The following is a 17652-nucleotide window of genomic DNA, read 5'->3' as shown; positions in this document are numbered from 1 at the left end:
ATCCAGCGTGAACGCCAGCCATCCCCCCTCGGCCGCCTTGTGCAGCCTGTCGCATATCCGCAAGTCCTTTGGTCCCGTCAAGGCGCTGCAAGATGTGAGCGTGGACATCCAGCCCGGTGAATGCTGGGGCCTGGTCGGCCACAACGGCGCGGGCAAGTCCACCCTCATGAACGTGCTGGCCGGCGTGCTGCCCGGTGACGACGGCCAGATCATCATCGACGGTCAGGCGCGCCAGAACTACACCACGCAGGCCGCCTACCGGCTGGGCGTACGCTGCGTCTTCCAGGAATTGTCCCTGTGCCAGAACCTCAACGTGGCCGAAAACCTCTGCGTGTTTCATCCGCAGCTCAAGGGCTGGGGCTGGCGGCGCCGGGCGCGCAAGCTGGTGACGGAAAAGCTCGATGACATCTTCCCCGGCCATGGCATCGATCCCGATCGCATCGTCGGCGAACTCAGCATCACCCAGCGCCAGATGGTGGAAATCGCCTGCGCCTTCACGGTGGTGGATGCGCCGGTGCGCCTGCTGATCCTCGATGAACCGACCTCCAGTCTCGATGCGCAAACGGCAGCGCGGCTCACGGCCTACATCCGCCGGCGTCTTGAAGACGGTATGAGCCTGGTCTTCATCTCGCACATGCTGGGCGAGATCTTTGACTGCTGCAATCGCATTGCCGTCATGCGCGATGGACAGCTGGTCTTGCAGGATCACACCGCCCATCTCACGCGTGATGCGCTGGTCCACGCCATGGGCCACGCCGACCAGAAGCAGATCGAGCGTCAGGCCGAACAGCAGGCGCAGCAGGAATCGGAGTCCGCAGACGTGCAAAGCCAGCAACTGCTGGAAGTGAAACTGCCGGCAGCGTCACCGGTCGGTGCACTGGGCGTGCGCCGTGGCCAGGTGGTCGGATTGTCCGGGCTGGCGGGGCAGGGGCAGACCGAGATGCTGATCCGGCTCTTCGAGCAATATCGCGGCAAGATGCGGGTGGCCTTCGTGGCCGGGGATCGCGCGCGCGATGGCAACTTCCCGCTGTGGAGCATCCTGCGCAACCTGAGCATCCGCGAGCTGCCGCATCTGGCGCGCGGCGGCGTGATCGATCGTGCCGCCGAAGCCGAACTGGGCCGCCAGTGGCATGAACGCGTGGCGATCCGTACGCCGGACCTGTCCAACAATATCCTCTCGCTGTCCGGTGGCAACCAGCAGAAGGTGCTGTTTGCGCGGGCCTTGTCGTCGGATGCGGAACTGATCCTGATGGACGATCCCATGCGCGGCGTCGACTTCGGCACCAAGGTCGACATGTATCGCCTGATCCGCGCAGAAGCGGCGCGCGGCCGCAGCTTCGTCTGGTACACCACCGAGAACGACGAGCTCGAATATTGCGATGCGACCTACGTCTTCTACCAGCAGCAGGTCACCCTGAAACTGGCCCGCCATGAACTCTCGGAGGAACGCATCATCGCCGCGTCCTTCGGCAACGTGCGCGCCGATGGCGCCACCGTCACACCTCCACTCGAAGGAGCCCGCGCATGACTACGCTTGCCCGCACCCCCGTGCGTGCGCGCCACGGCCTGCTGTCGCGCCACGAGATCCAGACCCTGCTGCTGCCCATGGCCACGCTGGCCGTGGTGCTGGCACCGATCTTCTGGATCAATCCCAATACGATGAGTTATTTCGGGCTGGGTCTGCTGCTGAATCTGGCCGTGCCGATGATCCTGGCCAGCATGGCGCAGCTGTGCATCATTGCCGTCAATGACCTGGATCTGTCCATCGGTGCCTTCATCAGCCTGGTCTCCTGCATCGCCGTGACCTGGTTGCCGGAGCGTCCGCTGCTGGGCGTGACGGCGTTGATTGCCTGCGTGCTGCTGTACGCGGCCATCGGCGCGCTGGTGGAATTGTTCGATCTGCCGTCCATCGTGGTGACGCTGGGCCTGTCCTTCGTCTGGGGCGGCTGGGCGCTGATCCTGCTGCCCATGCCGGGCGGTGCCACGCCGCAATGGATACAGGATGTGATGAACCTGGCCATTCCGGTGGTGCCTACGCCCATCGTCTATGCGGTCCTGATCGCGCTGTGCGGACACTGGTTCCTGATGCGTTCCTCGCTGGGCGTGCGGCTGCGCGGTGCCGGCGGCAATCCCAAGGCCATCGTGCGCAGCGGCGGTTCGGTGGTGCGCGCCAAGGCGCTGATGTACGGGCTGGCCGGCGTGCTGGGCATTCTCTCTGCACTGACGCTGGTCGGCATCACTACTTCGGCCGATGCCAATATTGCGCAGCGCTACACGCTGATCTCGATTGCCGCCGTGATCCTGGGCGGCGGCAGCTTCATCGGCGGCAAGGTCTCGCCCATCGGTGCCACGCTGGGGGCCATCACGCTGGGGATTGCGGCCTCGTTCCTGTCCTTCCTCAACATCGCGCCGAAGTGGCAGATCGGCTTGCAGGGCGCGATCCTGATCATCGTGTTGTCGATGCGCATCCTGCTGTCGGCACGGGGAGAACGTCAATGAGCGCCGCGCGTGCAACGATGGGGGCCGCGCTGCAACAGCGGCCCTGGGTCTGGTCCTTCATGGGGGCGGCCTTGCTGTGGCTGGCCACGCTGGCGGTGGCCGGGCCGGAGGCGGCCTTCAATATCGGCTTGTCTGCGTTTTCTTTCGGGGCGCTGATGGTGCTGGTGGGCCTGGGGCAGATGCTGGTGGTGACCACCGGGCCAGGCAACATCGATCTCTCCATTCCGTCCACCATCGCGCTGGCCGGGGCGCTGGGCTTGCGTACCATGGGCGGCGAGGATGGCGGCATCCTGCTCGGGCTGCTGGTCACGCTCGGGGTGGGTGTCGGCATCGGGCTGGCCAATTATCTGCTGATCCGTCTGCTGCAGATTCCGCCCATCATTGCCACCATGTCCTCGTCCTTCATCCTGCAGTCGCTGGCGATTCATGTCGGGCAGGGCCTCAAAATCACGCCACCGCAATTGCTGGCCAGCTTCGCGACCGGATGGCTGCTGCACCTTCCGCAACTGGCCTGGCTGGTGCTGGCCGTGGCGCTGGGGCTGGCCTGGATATTGGGGCGCACGCTGTTCGGCCGCTTCCTCTCGGCGGTCGGCCAGAATGCCCGTGCAGCCTGGCTGGCGGGCATCGGCGTGGAACGCATCCGCTGCCTGTGCTACGTGCTGTGCGCGGTCTTTGCGGCGCTGTGCGCCTTGCTCATCGCCGGGTTCTCGGGCGGTGCCTCGCTCGACATGGGCAATGAATACCTGTTGATGTCGGTGGCCGTGGTGGTCATCGGCGGCACCAGCGTCACCGGTGGCCGGCCCAGCGTGGCCGGGATCTGGGGCGCGGCGCTGTTCCTGTATTTCACCAATACGCTGTTGAACGTGGTGGGCCTGTCGGCGGGCGAACGCTCGGTGCTGTCGGGTCTCATCATCATCGCCGTGATCGTCTGTTCCGGCCGCCGCCGCCAGTATCGCTGAGGCGTCAGCGTCAATTACACCGAAAAGGAGAACGCATGTCCTTGCCCGATACCCCCTTCCAGCATCTCGATCCGCGCTTTCGCCGCATGGTCATCGACACCGCCCAGGTCGATCGTCTCTACCACGGCTGCCGCTGGGCCGAAGGCCCGGTGTGGCTGCCGGCCACGCAGGAACTGATCTGGAGCGACATCCCCAACAATCGCCTGATGCGCTGGTCCGAGGGCGCAGGGGCGGGCGTATTTCGCGAGCCCTCCAACTTCAACAACGGCAATACGCTGGACCGTGAAGGCCGCATCGTCGGCTGCCTGCACGGTGGCCGCGCCGTGGTCCGCACCGAACACGATGGCAGCATCACCACGCTGGCCTCGCACTGGCAGGGCAAGCGTCTCAATTCGCCCAATGACGTGGTGGTCAAGTCCGATGGCTCGATCTGGTTCACCGATCCGGATTACGGCATCAACAGCGATTACGAAGGCTATCAGGCCGAGAGCGAAATCGGTGCGTGCAATGTCTATCGCATCGATGGCGACAGCGGCGACATCAGCCTCGTCAGCAGCGACCTGGAGCGCCCAAACGGGCTGGCGTTCTCCACCGATGAGAGCCGGCTCTACATCGCCGATACCGGTCTCACGCACCGTGCGGGCGGGCCGCATCACATCCGCGTATTCGATGTGGTGGAGGGCGTCACGCTCAAGGGCGGCGAGGTGTTTGCAACCATCGATCCGGGGCTGGCCGATGGTTTCCGGCTGGATGCCCAGGGCAACATCTGGACCTCGGCCGGCGATGGCGTGCACTGCTATGCGCCGGATGGCACCTTGCTGGGCAAGATTTTGATTCCGGAAGTGGTGTCCAATGTTGTCTTCGGCGGGCCGCGCGGCAATCGCCTCTTCATCACCGCCACCACCTCGCTGTATGCGGTGTATCTGGCGGTCAACGGGGCCGTGCGGCCCTGAGCGGCCGCAGGCGCGCCGTCTGCATCAGTCGCCCGGTGTGCGCACCGGGCGTTTCTTTTTCATGGTCACGCCCAGTCCGGCGACGATGGCCACGGCACCCGTCATCATCGACACCGACAGCGTCTCGCCCAGGATCCACGCCGAGGCCAGTACGCCGAACAGCGGCGAAAGCGCATTGAGCATGAGCGCCTTCACGCCCAGTCGCGCTACCACCCAGTTGAACATGGCCACGCTGACGATGCTCACCAGCACGCCCTGGTAGGCGCTCTGCAGCAGCAGTGCCGAGGCCGGCTTGCTGAAGGTCTGCGCGCCCAGCCATGGCAGCGCCAGCAGCATGCAGGCCAGCGACAGCACTTGCGTCAGCGCCACCGCATCCAGGGGCGCAATCTTCCAGGCGCGATTGAGCATCAGGTAACTCGACCACATCAGCGCCGACAGCACAAACAGCAGATCGCCGCGCCACGCGCCATCGGGAGCCAGTCCGCCGCTGGCGAGGATGCCATTGAGCGCCACCAGTACCAGTCCGGCAAGCAGCAGTAGCACGCCCCACAGGGAGATGCGTTCGCGCTGCCCGAGGGCGAAGCGGCTGATCGCCATGCCGAACAGCGGCGTCAGGGCCGGATGGATCAGCGCGCCATGTTAAGCCGGCGCGTAGTTCACGCCCGCCACCAGCACCAGGCTGAACAAGGGGCCCGACAGCAGGAACAGCACCAGCCCGCGCCCCCAGCCGACACCGCAGGCCTGCCAGAGCCCGCGCCGCCAGGCAAAGGGCAGGATCAGCAGGCCGCTGGTGAGAAAGCGCATCAAGGTCGCATCCAGGGGCGTGAGCCCTTGCTGCAAGCCGTAGCGCGAGATCACGGGCTGTAGGCCCCAGATGAGCGCGACCAGGATGCCGGAGAGGAGGGGAGGAGGCATGGCGAAATCGTTGGATGAAAACCGTACAGTAGGGCAGGGCCGGTTGACTGACTTTCGTACTTGGGTCAAGAATGTTTGAATTTACGCCAAGCTGCGAGGCAAGCTTCGTGGTGGCGGAGTTTCCATCATCGGTGCGTCATCTTTGCATGTACGCCAAGTGAGACCAGACCATGCGCAAGCCTTCTCCCTCCCGTTCCCCGCTGCCCATCGACCGGGTGGACCGCATCGCGCGCCCGGTGGTGGCCGCCGGCGCCGATTACGCGCGCGATTCGCTGCAGGCTTGGCACAGCCATCGCCGGGCGCAGTTGCTGTTCGGGCTGGGGGGACTGATGCAGGTGGTGACGCAGGATGGGGCCTGGGTGGTGCCGCCGCAGCACGCGGTGTGGATTCCTTCCGGGCGCGAGCACCAGAGCCGCATGCTCTTGCCGGTGACGACCTGCAGCGCCTTCGTCGAGCCCGAACATGCGCCGCGCGCCGCGCGGACCTGCCAGGTGCTGGAGGTGCATCCACTGCTGCGCGAGCTGCTGATCGAAGCCACCCGCATCGATCCGCATTACGCACCCGATAGCCGCGAGGAGGCGCTGATGCACCTGCTGCTCAAGGAGATCGCCCGCGCCCGCGAGATTCCCATGTACGTGCCGCTGCCGCAGGAGGAGAAGCTGGGGGCGCTGTGTCGCGACTTCATGCGATCGCCCTCGATCCGCGCGCGCCCGGCCGAGTGGGCCGAACAATTGCACATGAGCGAGCGCAGCTTCACCCGCAGATTCCTGGCGCAGACCTGCATGGGCTTCCAGCAATGGCGGCTGCGCGCCTGCATCGTCAATGCGATCTCGCGGCTGGCGCTGGGACATTCGGTGACGGCGATTGCCTACGACCTCGGCTACGAACAGCCGGCGACCTTCTCGACCATGTTCAAACGCATGACGGGGCAGGTCCCCTCCGCCCATGTGGCGGCTCTGGCGGCGCATCGTGGCAACCCGTGAGCCGCTTGTTAGGTAAATTACTTCATATTCTGGCTCACTCTGGTGTAAATTAGACCGACATCGTACAACTTGCCGGCCACCGGCGTAACGATGGCATTCGCGCAGGGGTGCGCAGCAAACAACAACGATAGTTCGCCATACTCGGGAGGATTCACCATGTCATTTCTGCAATCGCTGCGCGTCTCTGCGCGGCTGGCCTTGCTGTCTGCCCTTTTTCTGGTCGCCATGCTGGTCATGGTCAGCTGGAGCATTCTGAGTCTGCGCAGCATCAGTGCGCAGGAACGGGAGATGTACCGGGAGCGGCTGGCACCGATGCAGACGCTCAATACCGCCGCGCTGGCCATGGCGATTCATTTCCGGCGCGGTTATTCCTACCTCTATCCGAATGCCGGCGATCCCAACTCGCGCATCGGCACCCGGACCTTCAACCAGAAGGCGGAAGCGCAGATCCAGGAGGCCTTCGACTATCTGCAGCGCACCGAGAAGACCCCTGAACTGGAGCCGCTGGTGGCAGCCCTGAACCAGGCCTGGCCGGTCTACCGCCAGTCCTTCCAGACCCTGATGGAAAAGGCCGACCAGGGCGATACCGCCGGCGCGCTGGCCGAGTTGCAGAAGAATACGGATCCGGCGCACGTCAAGCTGCGCGACGTCTTCCTGAAGATCGTCAAGATCTATGACCAGGCGGTGCAGGACCATATCGATCGTTCCGCCGCCAGCGTCGAACGCACGGCCTGGTATCTGGTGGCCTTGCTCGGTGCGATGGTGGTGCTGGGAGTGGCCTTCGCCACGTTGATCCAGCGCTCGATCACGCGCCAGCTGGGCGGCGAGCCGCATTATGCGATGGAGGTGGCGCAGACCATCGCGCAGGGTGATCTGGCCAGTGCGGTGCGTCTGCGTGAGGGCGATCAGCACAGCCTGCTGGCCGCCATGGAAGGCATGCGCCTGCGTCTGTCGCATCTGGTACAGGAGGTCTACAAGAGCTGCCACGCCATTGATACCGGCGCTTCCGAGATCGCCGACGGCAACCTCAACCTGAGTCAGCGCACCGAGGAACAGGCTTCCAACCTGGAAGAGACGGCGGCCTCGATGGAGCAGCTGACCGGCTCCGTCAGGCACAATGCGCAGACCGTGGGCGAGGCCGTCCAGCGCGCCGATGCCGTGAGCCAGGCCGCAAGCCAGGGCGGCGAAGCAGTGGCGGGCGTGGTGGATCTGATGGGGGGCATTGCGTCCAGTTCGGCGCGCATCAAGGAGATCATCTCGGTGATCGATGGCATTGCTTTCCAGACCAACATCCTCGCCCTCAATGCGGCGGTCGAGGCGGCGCGGGCCGGCGAGCAGGGGCGCGGTTTTGCGGTGGTGGCCTCGGAAGTGCGTACGTTGGCCCAGCGTTCTGCGCAGGCCGCGCGCGAAATCAAGACCCTCATCGAAGAGAGCGTGGACAAGGTCGACAGCGGCTACGCCAAGGTGCAAGAAGCCTCGCAGGCCATCGGTGGCGTGGTCACGCAGGTGCGCCAGGTGGCGGCGCTGGTGGGCGAGATCGGCGTTTCCACGCAGGAGCAGACCCAGGGCATCTCGCAGGTCGGGACCGCCGTGCAGCAACTTGATGACGTCACCCAGCAGAATGCCGCGCTGGTGGAGCAATCGGCCGCCGCTGCGGAAAGCCTGAGCGCGCAGGCCAGCCGGCTGGTGACGCTGATGCAGGCCTTCAAATTGCCCGGCGAAGCGGACGTGCCGACTGCGGTGGCGGCTTCTTCGACAGCGGTGGTGCCCGTTTCAAGGGCCTTGTCGCTGGCTTGACTGCGCGCATAAAAAAGGCCGGAGCATTTCACTCCGGCCAACCATTCTGCGAGGGATGCAGAAGAGACTATCGAGGATGTCCTGTTGCAGCGATCAGGCCCCTGCCAGACGCGGCGTCTGCACGGTGCTGCCCGAGGCCATGTAGCGCGCCACCGACAGGTCTTCATGGGCGATGGCAGGGCGGCGGCCCGAGATCAGGTCCGCCAGCAGCTGGCCCGAACCGCAGGACATGGTCCAGCCCAGCGTGCCGTGACCGGTGTTGATGTACAGGTTCGAGACCGGGGTGGCACCGACCACGGGCGTGCCGTCCGGGGTCATCGGGCGCAGGCCGGTCCAGAAGCTGGCTTGCTTCGTGTCGCCTGCACCGGGGAACAGATCGTTGACCACCAGTTCCAGCGTAGCGCGGCGCTTGGCCTTCAGGGCCGTGTCATAGCCGACGATCTCGGCCATGCCGCCGACGCGGATGCGTTCATCGAAGCGGGTGACGGCGATCTTGTAGGTCTCGTCGAGAATGGTGGAGACCGGTGCGGCCGAGGCATCGGTGATCGGCACGGTGATCGAGTAACCCTTGAGCGGATACACCGGAATGCCCGGCAGGCCGGGGATGTCGCGCAGCAGTTGCGGCGAGTAGGAGCCGAGGGCGACCACGTAGCTGTCGGCCTGCACCAGTTCCTTGCCGCAGACCACACCGGCGATCTTGCCACCGGCCATGGTGAGGGCGTCGATCGAGACGCCATAACGGAATTTCACGCCCAGTTGCTCGGCCATCTTGGCCAGGCGGGTAGTGAAGAGCTGGCAGTCGCCGGTCTCATCATTGGGCAGGCGCAGGCCGCCGGTGAGCTTGCCGCGCACCTTGTCCAGCGCCGGCTCGGCACCGCCCAGCTGTTCCGGGGTCAGCAGTTCGAAGGGGACGCCGGCTTCCTGCAGCACGGCGATGTCCTTGGCGGCACCCTCGAGCTGTTCTTGCGAGCGGAACAGTTGCAGCGTGCCTTGCTGGCGGCCTTCATAGGGGATGCCGACATCGGCGCGCAGGTCGCGCAGGCAGTCGCGGCTGTATTCAGCCAGGCGCACCATGCGTTCCTTGTTGACGGCGTAGCTTTCGGCGTTGCAGTTGCGCAGCATCTGCCACATCCAGCGCAGCTGGTTGAGCGTGCCGTCCGGGCGGATGGCCAGCGGGGCATGTTCCTGGAACATCCACTTGATGGCCTTCAGGGGAATACCGGGGGCGGCCCAGGGCGAGGCATAGCCGGGAGAGATCTGGCCGGCATTGCCGAAGGAGGTTTCCAGCGCGGGGCCGGGCTGGCGGTCCAGCACGGTCACATCGTGACCGGCCCTGGCCAGATACCAGGCGCTGGTGACCCCGATGACACCGCTTCCAAGAATGACGACGCGCATGCTGAACTCCCCGTTTCGTTGATGCCGCTGCAAAAGGCTGTTGGATTAGAAGATTCAGCTATCATATGGGTGAATAAATAGTGTTTGTTCGCGTATTTATGGCTGATTTCATGAACGGTTCATGAAAATCGCGCTGAAACGGGAAAATTTCATGAGAACTCAGCAACAGTCCATCCGCACCCTCGACAAGCTCGATCACCGCATCCTGGCCGTGCTGCAAAAGGATGGCCGCATTTCCATGAAGGAGCTCGGGGAGCAGGTCGGTTTGTCAGTCACGCCCTGCATCGAACGGGTCAGGCGCATGGAGCGCGATGGTGTCATCAGCGGCTATTACGCGCGCGTCAATCCCGAGTCATTGGGGGCGACCTTGCTGGTGTTCGTGGAGATCACGCTCAATCACAAGTCCGGCAACATGTTCGAGCAGTTCCGCCGCGAGGTGCTGCGCATTCCCGAAGTGCAGGAATGCCACCTGGTTTCGGGCGACTTCGACTACCTCATCAAGGCACGCATCCGGGGCATGGCGGAATACCGCAAGCTGCTGGGCGACATCCTGCTGCAGCTGCCGGGGGCGGCGCAGTCCAAGAGCTATGTAGTGATGGAAGAGATCAAGGAGACGCTGGCGCTGCCGCTGGATGACTGAGCCCGGCAGAAGCCGGTACGGATGGGCGTACGGATAACAGTACAGTGGCCGGACAGTTCCGGTACAGAAAAGCAGACACCCGCAACTTCAATTACTGTACACATCGTCGGCGAGTCTTTGCGCGCGCGGCTTGACAGGCACTGTGCTTGAATCCGTCGCCGCTCCCTGTGCATTCCGGTCGGGACTGGCGTGTCCTAGACTTCACCTACATTAGGGCCTGTTCACATTCAATCTGTGAGTGCGAGAGGTCGCCAAGCGTTGACTGCCTAGGCGCGGCGACGCGCCGTGGTGGTGCCACGGCAAGGAGCTGCAACAACGGCAGGCGACGCTTGGCGGCCTCTCCCGGAGGGTTGCCCCCAGAAGGCGCGCTGGCCGCGTTGCACGTCAGGGCTGGTGGCACCACCACCAGCCCTTACGCGCGCCTTGCCAGCCCGCCTTCTGGGGGCAACGCATCTCACAGATTGAATGTGAACAGGCCCTAGACTCCACTCCATCCCGAGACAACATGCCTTCCAAACCAAGAATCGAGCAATACAATCAACCCGCAGGCGGCTGGGGCGCACTGAAGTATGTCGCGCTGAACCTGGTCAAGGAACACGTAGCCGACGGCAAGGGCTTGCGTACCCTGTTGTCGCAGAACCAGCCTGACGGCTTTGATTGCCCCGGTTGCGCATGGCCGGACCGCGAGCACACTTCCACCTTCGAATTCTGCGAGAACGGCGTCAAGGCCGTGGCCGCCGAAGCCACCAAGAAGCGTGTCACCCCCGAGTTCTTCGACAAGCACACCGTCACCGAGCTGATGCAGCAATCGGATTACGAGCTGGAAGAACACGGCCGCCTGACGCATCCGATGGTGTATGACGCCGCCACCGACAAGTACAAGAAGATCGACTGGTCCGCTGCCTTCGAGCTGATGGCCAAGCATCTCAATGCCTTGCCCGATCCGGACATGGCGGACTTCTATGTGTCCGGCCGCGCCAGCAACGAAGCGGCTTTCCTGTTCCAGCTGTTCGTGCGCCAGTACGGCACCAACAATTTCCCCGACTGCTCCAACATGTGCCACGAACCCACCAGCGTGGGCCTGCCGGGCACGGTCGGCATCGGCAAGGGCACGGTGCTGCTGGAAGATTTCGATCACTGCGACACGCTGCTGCTGTTCGGCCAGAACCCGGCCACCAACCATCCGCGCATGATGGGCGAGCTGCGCCACGCCTCCAAGCGCGGCGCCACCATCGTCGCCATCAACCCCTTGAAGGAACGCGGCCTGGAACGCTTTGCCGATCCGCAGAGCAAGGTCGAGATGCTGACCATGGGCAGCACCCGCATCAGTTCCATGTTCATCCACCCCACGCTGGGCGGTGACCTGGCCCTGATCAAGGGCGTCATCAAGCGCACCATCGAACTGGATGACGCGGCCAAGGCGGCCGGTGCCGAGCGCGTGATCGACGTCAAGTTCATCGAGGAACATACCGCCGGCTTCGAGGAATTCGCCGCCCAGGCGCGCGCCGAAAGCTGGGACGACATCATCGCCGAGTCCGGCGTCTCGCGCGAAGACATCGAGAAACTGGCCCAGGTCTACGTCAAGGGCAAGGCCGTGATCGCCACCTGGGGCATGGGCCTGACCCAGCACAAGTACGCGGTGGCCACCATCCAGCTGCTGTCGAACATGATGATGCTGCGCGGGAACATCGGCCGCCAGGGTGCGGGCCTGTGCCCGGTGCGCGGCCACTCCAACGTGCAGGGCGACCGCACGGTCGGCATCGACGAGAAGCCGACCCCGGCTTTCCTGGATCGCCTGGAACAGGTGTTCGGTTTCAAGGCCCCGCGCCATCACGGCAATGACACGGTCGGTTCGGTGATGGCCATGCTGGAAGGCCGCACCAAGGTCTTCATCGGCCTGGGCGGCAACTTCGCCATGGCCACGCCCGATACACCGCGTACTTTCGAGGCCATGCGGTCCTGCAACCTCACGGTACACATCACCACCAAGCTCAACCGCAGCCACCTGGTGCATGGCAAGGATGCGCTGATCCTGCCGACCATGGGCCGCACCGAGATCGACGTGCAGAAGTCCGGTCCGCAGGGCGTGACGGTGGAAGATTCGATGAGCATGGTCCACGTCTCCTACGGCATCAACAAGCCGGCGTCCGAACACCTGATGTCGGAAACGGCCATCGTGGCGCATCTCGCCGAAGCGACGATGAAGTCGCGCAACAATGGTCCCAAGATCGACTGGCTGTGGTACGCCGAAGATTATTCGCGCATCCGCGACGCCATCGAGAAGGTGTATGACGCCTTCAAGGGCTACAACGAGCGCATCGCCAATCCGGGCGGCTTCCACCTGGGCGTGGCCTCGCGCGATCGCGTCTGGAAGACCGGCAGCGGCAAGGCCAACTTCATCGTCCATGAGATCCCCAAGGACACGCCCATCCATCGTGCCCGCGCGATCTATGGCGAGAAGCTGCTGACCTTGATGACCACCCGTTCGCACGACCAGTACAACACCACCATCTATGGCATGGACGACCGTTATCGCGGCGTGTTCGGCCAGCGCCGCGTGGTCTTCATCAACCCGGCGGACCTGCAGATGCTGGGTTTGAAGGATGGTGAATGGGTCGACATCACCAGCGTCTGGGATGACGGCGTGGAGCGCCGTGCCGATGGTTTCCTGCTGGTGGAATATGACATTCCGCGCGGTTGTATCGGCAGTTACTATCCCGAGACCAATCCGCTGGTGCCGCTGGAAAGCTTTGCCGACAAGGCGCGCACGCCCACTTCCAAATCCATTCCGGTGCTGTTGTCGCGTTCGGCGGTGCAGCGCTCGGCAGCGTGATGGAGGCCGGCATGAGCGTCGTCGAGATGCCCGCCCAGGAGGACGCCGATCTGCAGGCCCGCGCGCAACAGATGGGCGTGCCGCCTGAAGTGCTGCTGATCGTGGAAACCCTGCAGGCGGATGCTGAAGAGAAGGAGGGCGGGGCGCTGTCGCTGGCGCGCTTGTCCAAGCGTACGCAATTGCGCATGAGTACCTTGCGGCGCTTCCTGTCGGCGCTGGAAGAGGCCGGGGTGGTGAAGGTCGAGATGAATGAGGATGGGACCGGTAGCGTGAGCTTGCTGGTGTCGCCTCAGTAAATGCGAAATGCGATTTGCGGCGCACCGCTCAGGCGCGCCGCAAAATTCACCCCGCCAGTTCCTCCACCAGTTTCCCCACCAGTTTCAATGCCTGCTCGGTCTCCTTGGACCAGGCATAGCTGTAGTTCAGCCGAATGAAATGACTGTACCGGTTGGTCGCCGCAAAGATGCGCCCCGGTGCCACCGTGATCCCCAGCGCCAGGCTGCGGCGATACAGTTCCATCGCATCCACCCCCTGCGGCAATTCCACCCACAGCACATAACCGCCTTGCGGCTCGGACACCTGCGTACCCGCCGGGAAAAAGCGCAGCACGAAGTGCCGCATCATGTCGCGCTGCTGCGCGAAGACGCGGCGCACGCGCCGCAGGTGGCGTTCGTAGCCGCCCTGCGTGAGGTATTCCGCGATGGCGCGTTGGGGCGCGGTCGGCGTGGCCAGCGTGTTGAGGAACTTGAGTTTTTCCACCTGCGCCCGATAGCGCCCGGGCATCGCCCAGCCGATGCGGTAGGCCGAGGTCAGGCTCTTGGAAAACGAAGAACAATGCAGCACCAGTCCCTCGCGGTCATAGTTCTTCAGCGACGACGGATGCGCATTGCCGTAATACAGCTCGCTGTAGACGGCGTTTTCGATCAGCGGCATCTGGTGCTGTTCGGCCAGGCGCACCAGTCTTTCCTTTTCGCTGTCCGGCATCTGGAAACCCAGCGGATTCTGGAAGTTGGGCATCACCATGCAGGCCGCCACCGGCTGCGTCTTCATCCGTTCTTCCAGGACCCCGACATCGAGGCCGCGCTGCGGATCGGTCGGGATTTCCAGGGCCCGCATGCCCAGGCGCTCGATGGCGTGCAGCATGGCGTAGAAGGTCGGGGTCTCCACCGCAATGGTGTCGCCGGGACGGGCCACGGCTTGCAGGCAGAGATTGATGGCTTCGGTGGCACCGACGGTGACGACGATTTCCTCGGGATCGACCTTGAGGCCGTTTTCCAGATAGCGGCGCGCGATCTGGCGCAGCAGGTCCGGGTGGCCCGGCGGCAGGTCGTCGAACACGCTGGACTGGCTGGCGTGGCGCGCGATACGGCCGGCGTATTGCGCCAGCCGGTGCGAAGGAAACAGTGCCGGGTTGGGATAGGGTGAACCCAGCGGCACGGTGCCGTCCTGCTGGATGGTCTTCAGGGTGGCCAGCACCAGGCGGCTGACGTCGACCTCGGTGGATTCCTGCCAGGCCGGATGATCGGCCTGAGAAGGCGGCTTGATGACGGGGCGGGGAATGCTCTCGGCCTGTTCGCGCACGAAGTAGCCGGACTGCGGCTGGCTCTCGATGATGCCGCGGCTTTCCAGCAGTTCGTAGGCGCGCACCACGGTCGTGACGCTGACCTTGTGCTGCTGGCTGGCGATGCGCACCGAGGCGATGCGCTCGCCCGGGCGCAGCACGCCGTCGCGGATGGAGGCCGCGAGCTGGTCGGCAAATTGTTTGTAAAGAGGCGTGACGGCCATGGGGCGGGTTTCTTGATGGTGTTAGAGTTGTCGCTTCGCATTTTACAAGGACCGCGCCATGATCACCGTGCATCACCTGAACAACTCCCGCTCGCAGCGCGTGCTGTGGCTGCTGGAAGAGCTGGGCCTGGACTACGAGATCAAGTTTTACCAGCGCGACCCCAAGACCATGCTGGCCCCGCCCGAGCTGCTGAAGGTGCATCCGCTGGGCAAGTCGCCGGTCATCACCGATGGCGAACTCACGGTGGCCGAATCGGGCAACATCGTCGAATACCTGCTGGAGCGTTACGGTGCCGACAGCGGCCTGTTGCCCGCACCCGGCACGCCCGAGCGCCTGCGCTATCGCTACTGGCTGCACTTTGCCGAGGGCTCGGCCATGCCCTGGCTGCTGCTGGGGCTGATCTTCAGCAAGATGCCCAAGGCCGTGCCGTTGCTGATCCGTCCGATTGCGCGGATGCTGTCCGAGGGCATGCGCAGCCGTCTGGTGGCACCGCAGATCGAGCGGCAGATGCGCTACATGGAAGCCGAACTGGGCAAGGATGGCTGGTTCGCCGGCAAGAGCATCACCGGGGCCGATATCCAGATCAGCTTCCCGGTGGAGGGCATGCGGGCACGTGGCGGGCTCGATGGCCGCCATCCCAATCTGCTCAAGTTCCTCGAAGCCATCCATGCGCGCCCGGCCTATCAGCGTGCGTTGGAGAAGGGCGGGCCTTACGAACTGCTGCGTTGAGGCCTGCGCATTGCTCCGGTTCAGGCCGGCAGGCTGATGCAGGCTTGCAGGCCCTGGTCGCCCGGCTGGCGGCGGTTGCGCAGTTCCAGCCGGCCACCATGGGCCTCGATGCAGGAACGGGCGATCGCCAGGCCCAGGCCGAAGTTGCCGCCGGAGCGCGCCGGGTCGAGGCGCACGAAGGGTTTGAAGACTTCCTGCAAGTGTTCCTCCGCAATGCCGGGGCCGTCATCGTCGACGAGGATGGACAGGCTGCCATCGTGCTCCACGATCAATGACAATCTCGCCCGCTGGCCGTGGCGCACGGCGTTGTCCACCAGGTTCGACAGCGCGCGCTTGAGATGGACGGGCCGGCAGCGATAGCGCAGGGGAGCGTCCTGCTGCGCCAGGGCGTCATGCGCTACCTTGTTCTGCACTTTCTGCTGCACATTTTTCTGCACGCTGATCTGTACATCGCGGCCTTGGCTGGCGTGCTCCTGAGCAAGTTCCTGCAGCAACGCCGCCAGGTCGATTTCCTGCGTGGCTTCGGCATGCGCATCATCGCGTGCGAAGCGCACGGTCTCTTCCACCATCACCCGCATCTCGTCCAAAGTACGGATCATCGCCGTGCGCAGGGCCGCGTCATCGACCAGTTCCGCACGCAGGCGCAGTGAGGTGATCGGGGTGCGCAGGTCATGGCTGATGGCCGCCAGCATGCGGGTGCGGTCCTCGACGAAGCGGCGCAGGCGTTGCTGCATCAGGTTGAAGGCAGCGCTGACCTCGCGCGCTTCCTGCGGGCCGGTCAGCGGCAGTGGCGCCACTTCCTCGCCGCGGCTCACCCGTTCTGCCGCCTGGGCCAGCGCCTTGACCGGACGCAGGATGCGGCGCAGGAACAAGGCCACGATCAGCAACACCGGCAGGGTGCTCACGGGGACTGAAAACCGCAGTGGCCGGACCCAGCCCTGCGTGATCAAGGGCTGCTGTTGCGTGTTGACCCACAGGCCCGCTGGCGTACGCAGCGCGATGCGCAGCAGGGCAGGGCCATCGTCGGCTTCGCGCAGGCTGATGCGCAGCGCCTCGGGCGGCAGGCCCAGTCGCGCCTGCAGTCGCTGGCGCAGCAGATCCTGGTCGCCGCCCTCCTCATGGGCGGCATCGATCTGCGGATCCGGATCGAGCCGGTAGCGCGTGTCGCCGTCGCTGGCACGTGCCAGTGCCTGCTGCGCTTGCGCCGCCGGCAGCTGCGCCAGGCGCCAGGCCACCGCGGCGTGCTCGGCCATCTGGTCGCGCGAGATGACGTGGATGCGCGTGCCATTCGGTTGCACCAGCAGCAGTCCGATCAGGTGTGCCGCCACCAGACCCAGCAGCAGCAAGGCCAGCAATTGTGCGGTCATGCTGCGCGGCCAGGCCCTCATGGCGTGGCCGGGTCGGCACTCACGTGCGCGGCCAGCAGGTAGCCGTTGCCCCAGACCGTCTTGAGCAGACCGGGCTTGCGCGGATCGGGTTCGAGTTTCTTGCGCAGACGGCTGACCTGGCTGTCGATGCTGCGGTCAAAGGCCAGCGCGTCGCTGCCGGCGGTCAGGTCCAGCAGGCGGTCGCGCGACAGGACCGTGTTGGGATGCTCCACCAGCGCCCGCAGCAGGCGATATTCCACGCTGGAGAGGGTCACGAGGGTGCCGTCGCGGTCGCGCAGTTCGCGCCGTTGCACATCAAGTGTCCAGGTGTCGAAGACATAGCGCTGCACCGTGCCGGTACTGGCCGCTTTGGCCGGGACCGGTAACTGTCGTGCCACCCGGCGCAATACGCTGCGGATGCGGGCCAGCAACTCATGGGGATCGAAGGGTTTCACCACGTAATCGTCGGCACCGGTCTCCAGGCCACGGATGCGGTCGCTGCTGGCCGCCAGCGCAGTGAGCAGGATCACCGGCGTGCCATGCTGTTGGCTGATGCTCTGGCACAGCGAAAGACCGTCCTCGCCCGGCATCATCACATCCAGCACCACCAGGTCGAATGCCTGCGCCTGCAGCAACGCCCGTGCCTGCGCCGCATTGGCGGCCAGGCTGACCTGCATGTCCTGCCGGCGCAGGTAGGCGGCCAGCGGCTCGCTGATGTCCGCATGATCGTCCACCACCAGGACGTGACGTTGCGCGTGCATGTTCTTGTTCCTTCCCCTCGATGACGGCGGTGCGC

At 64.7% G+C, this 17652-nt stretch carries 16 protein-coding genes; 10 read left to right on the top strand and 6 right to left on the bottom strand.

Features of this window, described 5'->3' with window-relative positions; all coding sequences use genetic code 11:
* Positions 1–7: 7 nt before the first annotated feature.
* From ACWHXP_RS11565 to ACWHXP_RS11550, 4 genes are read left to right on the top strand one after another with little or no spacing between them, the layout of a single operon-like run.
* A complete protein-coding gene (locus ACWHXP_RS11565) occupies positions 8–1528 on the top strand; it encodes a sugar ABC transporter ATP-binding protein (RefSeq protein WP_489633808.1) in 1521 nt (506 codons plus the stop codon).
* Positions 1525–2499 carry an ABC transporter permease gene (locus tag ACWHXP_RS11560; protein ID WP_489633809.1) on the top strand — a complete coding sequence of 325 codons (975 nt, stop codon included), beginning with the start codon at positions 1525–1527 and terminating at the stop codon, positions 2497–2499. Before ACWHXP_RS11565 ends, ACWHXP_RS11560 begins: the two co-directional genes overlap by 4 nt.
* Positions 2496–3458, top strand: coding sequence for an ABC transporter permease (locus ACWHXP_RS11555; RefSeq protein WP_121039022.1), 963 nt, complete (start codon positions 2496–2498; stop codon positions 3456–3458). The genes ACWHXP_RS11560 and ACWHXP_RS11555 overlap by 4 nt, the downstream gene beginning before the upstream one ends.
* A 35-nt stretch (positions 3459–3493) precedes the next feature.
* Positions 3494–4411, top strand: a complete 918-nt coding sequence (locus ACWHXP_RS11550; RefSeq protein ID WP_489633810.1) for an SMP-30/gluconolactonase/LRE family protein — start codon at positions 3494–3496, stop codon at positions 4409–4411.
* 24 nt (positions 4412–4435) lie between these two features.
* On the opposite strand, the gene ACWHXP_RS11545 is transcribed toward ACWHXP_RS11550, so the two are convergent.
* Together ACWHXP_RS11545 and ACWHXP_RS11540 are read right to left on the bottom strand one after the other, a co-directional pair.
* Entirely contained in the window at positions 4436–5008 is a 573-nt protein-coding gene (locus ACWHXP_RS11545; protein WP_489633811.1) for an EamA family transporter, read from the bottom strand.
* A gap of 42 nt (positions 5009–5050) precedes the next feature.
* Entirely contained in the window at positions 5051–5326 is a 276-nt protein-coding gene (locus ACWHXP_RS11540) for an EamA family transporter (RefSeq protein WP_489633812.1), read from the bottom strand.
* Positions 5327–5496: 170 nt separating this feature from the next.
* Between ACWHXP_RS11540 and ACWHXP_RS11535 the strand changes: the two genes are divergently transcribed.
* Positions 5497–6309, top strand: coding sequence for an AraC family transcriptional regulator (locus ACWHXP_RS11535; RefSeq protein WP_489633813.1), 813 nt, complete (start codon positions 5497–5499; stop codon positions 6307–6309).
* A gap of 156 nt (positions 6310–6465) precedes the next feature.
* Positions 6466–8106 carry a methyl-accepting chemotaxis protein gene (locus ACWHXP_RS11530; protein WP_489633814.1) on the top strand — a complete coding sequence of 547 codons (1641 nt, stop codon included), beginning with the start codon at positions 6466–6468 and terminating at the stop codon, positions 8104–8106.
* Between the two features lie 93 nt (positions 8107–8199).
* On the opposite strand, the gene ACWHXP_RS11525 is transcribed toward ACWHXP_RS11530, so the two are convergent.
* A complete protein-coding gene (locus ACWHXP_RS11525) occupies positions 8200–9501 on the bottom strand; it encodes a D-amino acid dehydrogenase (RefSeq protein WP_489633815.1) in 1302 nt (433 codons plus the stop codon).
* 151 nt (positions 9502–9652) lie between these two features.
* On the opposite strand from ACWHXP_RS11525, the gene ACWHXP_RS11520 reads away from it, so the two are divergent.
* The 3 genes from ACWHXP_RS11520 to ACWHXP_RS11510 all read left to right on the top strand — a co-directional run bounded on the left by ACWHXP_RS11520 (position 9653) and on the right by ACWHXP_RS11510 (position 13270).
* Positions 9653–10141, top strand: coding sequence for an Lrp/AsnC ligand binding domain-containing protein (locus tag ACWHXP_RS11520; protein WP_026051927.1), 489 nt, complete (start codon positions 9653–9655; stop codon positions 10139–10141).
* Between the two features lie 505 nt (positions 10142–10646).
* Positions 10647–12974 (top strand): FdhF/YdeP family oxidoreductase, encoded by a 2328-nt coding sequence (locus ACWHXP_RS11515; protein WP_489633816.1) that lies wholly within the window; start codon positions 10647–10649, stop codon positions 12972–12974.
* An 11-nt stretch (positions 12975–12985) separates the two neighbouring features.
* The gene (locus ACWHXP_RS11510; protein ID WP_227022609.1) at positions 12986–13270 is read left to right on the top strand and encodes a helix-turn-helix domain-containing protein; all 285 of its coding nucleotides are present in this window, start codon (positions 12986–12988) and stop codon (positions 13268–13270) included.
* A 46-nt stretch (positions 13271–13316) separates the two neighbouring features.
* Here ACWHXP_RS11510 and ACWHXP_RS11505 read toward each other — a convergent pair whose 3' ends face one another.
* The gene (locus ACWHXP_RS11505; protein WP_121039037.1) at positions 13317–14759 is read right to left on the bottom strand and encodes an aminotransferase-like domain-containing protein; all 1443 of its coding nucleotides are present in this window, start codon (positions 14757–14759) and stop codon (positions 13317–13319) included.
* Positions 14760–14817: 58 nt separating this feature from the next.
* Here ACWHXP_RS11505 and ACWHXP_RS11500 point away from each other — a divergent pair, with 58 nt between their 5' ends.
* Positions 14818–15489 (top strand): glutathione S-transferase family protein, encoded by a 672-nt coding sequence (locus tag ACWHXP_RS11500; protein ID WP_489633817.1) that lies wholly within the window; start codon positions 14818–14820, stop codon positions 15487–15489.
* A gap of 20 nt (positions 15490–15509) precedes the next feature.
* Here the strand turns inward: ACWHXP_RS11500 and ACWHXP_RS11495 are convergent, their stop codons facing one another.
* Together ACWHXP_RS11495 and ACWHXP_RS11490 are read right to left on the bottom strand one after the other, a co-directional pair.
* The gene (locus ACWHXP_RS11495; protein ID WP_489633818.1) at positions 15510–16856 is read right to left on the bottom strand and encodes an ATP-binding protein; all 1347 of its coding nucleotides are present in this window, start codon (positions 16854–16856) and stop codon (positions 15510–15512) included.
* Between the two features lie 17 nt (positions 16857–16873).
* Positions 16874–17617 carry a response regulator gene (locus ACWHXP_RS11490; protein WP_489633819.1) on the bottom strand — a complete coding sequence of 248 codons (744 nt, stop codon included), beginning with the start codon at positions 17615–17617 and terminating at the stop codon, positions 16874–16876.
* Between the last annotated feature and the right edge of the window lie 35 nt (positions 17618–17652).

Source organism: Herbaspirillum sp. Her2, from assembly GCF_057961375.1.
This window is presented reverse-complemented; position numbering and strand designations above follow the sequence as displayed.

Bases quoted from the DNA above. Each gene is read 5' to 3' on its own strand.
- ACWHXP_RS11525 (WP_489633815.1), bottom strand. From the start codon at position 9,501: ATGCGCGTCGTCATTCTTGGAAGCGGTGTCATCGGGGTCACCAGCGCC.
- ACWHXP_RS11500 (WP_489633817.1), top strand. From the start codon at position 14,818: ATGATCACCGTGCATCACCTGAACAACTCCCGCTCGCAGCGCGTGCTG.
- ACWHXP_RS11505 (WP_121039037.1), bottom strand. From the start codon at position 14,759: ATGGCCGTCACGCCTCTTTACAAACAATTTGCCGACCAGCTCGCGGCC.
- ACWHXP_RS11520 (WP_026051927.1), top strand. From the start codon at position 9,653: ATGAGAACTCAGCAACAGTCCATCCGCACCCTCGACAAGCTCGATCAC.
- ACWHXP_RS11530 (WP_489633814.1), top strand. From the start codon at position 6,466: ATGTCATTTCTGCAATCGCTGCGCGTCTCTGCGCGGCTGGCCTTGCTG.
- ACWHXP_RS11560 (WP_489633809.1), top strand. From the start codon at position 1,525: ATGACTACGCTTGCCCGCACCCCCGTGCGTGCGCGCCACGGCCTGCTG.
- ACWHXP_RS11540 (WP_489633812.1), bottom strand. From the start codon at position 5,326: ATGCCTCCTCCCCTCCTCTCCGGCATCCTGGTCGCGCTCATCTGGGGC.
- ACWHXP_RS11510 (WP_227022609.1), top strand. From the start codon at position 12,986: ATGAGCGTCGTCGAGATGCCCGCCCAGGAGGACGCCGATCTGCAGGCC.
- ACWHXP_RS11535 (WP_489633813.1), top strand. From the start codon at position 5,497: ATGCGCAAGCCTTCTCCCTCCCGTTCCCCGCTGCCCATCGACCGGGTG.
- ACWHXP_RS11545 (WP_489633811.1), bottom strand. From the start codon at position 5,008: ATGGCGATCAGCCGCTTCGCCCTCGGGCAGCGCGAACGCATCTCCCTG.
- ACWHXP_RS11555 (WP_121039022.1), top strand. From the start codon at position 2,496: ATGAGCGCCGCGCGTGCAACGATGGGGGCCGCGCTGCAACAGCGGCCC.
- ACWHXP_RS11550 (WP_489633810.1), top strand. From the start codon at position 3,494: ATGTCCTTGCCCGATACCCCCTTCCAGCATCTCGATCCGCGCTTTCGC.
- ACWHXP_RS11515 (WP_489633816.1), top strand. From the start codon at position 10,647: ATGCCTTCCAAACCAAGAATCGAGCAATACAATCAACCCGCAGGCGGC.
- ACWHXP_RS11495 (WP_489633818.1), bottom strand. From the start codon at position 16,856: ATGACCGCACAATTGCTGGCCTTGCTGCTGCTGGGTCTGGTGGCGGCA.
- ACWHXP_RS11490 (WP_489633819.1), bottom strand. From the start codon at position 17,617: ATGCACGCGCAACGTCACGTCCTGGTGGTGGACGATCATGCGGACATC.